The sequence below is a fragment of the Chryseobacterium sp. genome (assembly GCF_022712095.1).
Classification (GTDB): Bacteria; Bacteroidota; Bacteroidia; order Flavobacteriales; family Weeksellaceae; genus Chryseobacterium.
Map to the genome: position 1 here is coordinate 1 of NZ_JALAHD010000312.1, position 2,678 is coordinate 2,678.

2 protein-coding genes and 1 pseudogene are annotated in these 2,678 nt (G+C 35.0%); 2 read left to right on the forward strand and 1 reads right to left on the reverse strand.

Annotated features, from left to right (window positions below; genetic code table 11):
- Window positions 1–180: 180 nt before the first annotated feature.
- Both Q0A18_RS15665 and Q0A18_RS15670 read left to right on the forward strand, forming a co-directional pair.
- Complete coding sequence (locus tag Q0A18_RS15665) at window positions 181–1,263, forward strand: catalase family peroxidase (protein WP_292011101.1); 1,083 nt, start codon at window positions 181–183, stop codon at window positions 1,261–1,263.
- A gap of 1 nt (window position 1,264) precedes the next feature.
- On the forward strand, window positions 1,265–1,933 hold the full coding sequence (locus tag Q0A18_RS15670) for a cytochrome b (RefSeq protein WP_292011102.1): 669 nt from the start codon (window positions 1,265–1,267) through the stop codon (window positions 1,931–1,933).
- A 163-nt stretch (window positions 1,934–2,096) separates the two neighbouring features.
- Here Q0A18_RS15670 and Q0A18_RS15675 read toward each other — a convergent pair.
- Window positions 2,097–2,678 (reverse strand): annotated as a pseudogene (locus Q0A18_RS15675) (hypothetical protein); the annotation flags it as partial.

Here is a 2,678-nt window from a genome sequence, read left to right on the forward strand (position 1 = left end):
ATATATAAATATAAGGATTACTTTCAAATAATATATCTGATTACCTAAAAGTAACTAATTACCCGTAGGTAATACATTACCAAAGCGGTTCATTTTAATAATATCTTTGAAAATTATAAATTTTTAAATTCAACAAAAGCCAGATAAAACAATGTTGAATAAATCTAGTTTTAATATATAATGGATAAAAAGAATATAAAACAAAAAAAAGTACTTATCCCTATTGTATTCATCTTAATGCTAGCAGTTGGTCTGGTTTTGATCTTTGCTTGGTCAGCGGGATTGTTTGGAAATAGAACTACCACAAAAAGTTTTCTTAAGGATATCCCTGAATCGTTCCCTGCCGGTTACCGACGAGCACATTCGAAAGGGATCTGCTTCGAAGGCACTTTTCATTCCACAGGCAAACTATCACCTTTTTCTAAAGCAAAGGTATTTTCACAGGATGCGTCTTCTGTATTAGGGCGCTTTTCAATCGGAACTGTTGATCCTTTTGCTGCCGATAATTCAACACGAACAGTTAGCATGGCAATGATGATATCGTCAGATGATAACCAACAATGGCGGATGAAGCTTAACAACCATCCATTTTTTGTGACCCATGATGCTGAAGGTGTGATTAGAAGATCAGACGCGTACAAAATTGACAGTACTACAGGTAAGCCAAATCCAACATTAGTTACAGCGTTTCTTAAAGATTATCCAGAAGCCCAAAATTTTTTGGATTGGGCAGAAAGTGCACCATGGGTAAACAGCTTCGCAGTTGCAGAATATAATGTTATCAATGCATTCTATTTAGTTAATTCAAATGGTGACAAACATGCTGTACGTTGGTCGATGAGGCCCCATGCCCCGTTTAGTGCCTGGACAAAGGAAGAGCGGGAACATGCCAGTCACGACTACCTTTTTGATGATCTAAAGGAACGTCTTACACAAGGACCGCTTTATTGGGACTTGGTTATAACCTTTGCTGAACCTGGTGATGAGATTGAAAACCCATCAAAGGCCTGGCCCACAAATCGCCGCCAGATAGTTGCAGGAGTACTAGAGATAAAAAGAGTTTTTGATCAGACAGAGGGTGGATGCCGCGATATTAACTTTGATCCGACAAAAGTACCGGCAGGAATAGAAGTATCCAAAGACCCTGTACTGACAGCAAGAGCCGGTATCTATGCGCATTCGTATAACGCACGTGTTAGAGAAATAGGGTACGGAAAGGCTACTGATGCTGTTGGAAAGAAAAAGACTACTAAAAATAAATAATATGTCCCAGCGTAAGAATTTGAAATCCCAAACTATATTGCATTTAAATGTTGGCTCAATAATTCGTCAATGGTTCAAAGACTTAAAGATTTTCAAGTTAAAACATCGTAGTGTTAATTGTTCAGCTCCTATGAATTTCAACCTAATGGGAAGAATTCTGCATTGGTTAATGGCAACAATGATCTTATCGACAATTTTTATAGGTTTAGGCATGATGACTTCCCTAAGTAGTCGTCCTTGGTTAATTGATCTTCATGTTCCAATAGGTGTGGCAATACTTTTTCTTTGCATACTGCGCTTTATCAATAGGATAGTAAATCCCATTCCCGAATTACCAATGGAAATGCCAAAAATCGAAAAAAGAATCGCTCACTTTATGCATTGGATTATGTATGCCTTAATGTTCGTTTTACCTTTAACCGGTTGGGCACAGCTTTCAGCAGGAGGATTCCAGGCTAAAGTAACACAAAATATCATTCTTCCCCCCATTTTAAATCTAAGTCCTGTTTTATATGCATGGTTACATGACATCCATCGATTTTTAGCCTGGTCACTATTTTTCATTGTTGTTGGTCATCTATCTATAGCATTGTTGCATGCATTAGTAATGAAGGATGGAATTTTTCCAAGTATGACTGGGGGTAATCGTAAAATAAAAAAAGAAAGCTAACGAATATTTGAGTTCATATTTCAATCATTTAAGAACACAAAGAAAAGTAAAGGAAAACAAATTTATTTACCGATACAATATCTAAATAAGTCTTTATTAATGGTAGTTTACGTAAGTTAAGGTGTACAAAAGAAGTACAATAATCTATAAAAAATCATTTTCATCATACATCATCTTCATCAACATTATTTTTATTCATAGTATTTGTAAATGCTTCTTCTATTTTTTCTTTTTTCTCATTAAGTTTTTTCTTAGTATTAGATTCTATAATTGCCGCAACCTTTCCAAGCCCAGGTATCTCTTCTAATTTATCTATCGCTAATTGGAATTTATAACTTTGTTCCAGAGCCTCCATAACTGGATGATCGGAAGTTTCATAATTAGAAATTAGTTTACCAGGATTTTCTGAGGTCACTTGTAAGAAACTTGACAATAAACGATATTTTAATTCTTCCGTTTGTTCTTGGCTTTCCAAATTATTTATTTGCTTTGAGAGCCCCTCATAAGTTTTACTTAACACCTCTTTATGTGCATATTCTTCAATTAACCTTTTGGAAAGATTCAATTTTTTATTTGCTGAATAAGTGAACCACAGAATTGGGACATACATAGGAATGATAGCTAAAACTAGCCTAGGAATTTTATAAATAACTTTATCTAAACCTTCACCTCTAATTAGCAAAGTTATACTTACTACAAACGGAATCATACTGGCTGCTATTAGTAAATATATACCATGAGAAAA

Coding starts and splice junctions, on each gene's coding strand:
- Q0A18_RS15665 (WP_292011101.1), top strand. CDS start 181: ATGGATAAAAAGAATATAAAACAAAAAAAAGTACTTATCCCTATTGTA.
- Q0A18_RS15670 (WP_292011102.1), top strand. CDS start 1,265: ATGTCCCAGCGTAAGAATTTGAAATCCCAAACTATATTGCATTTAAAT.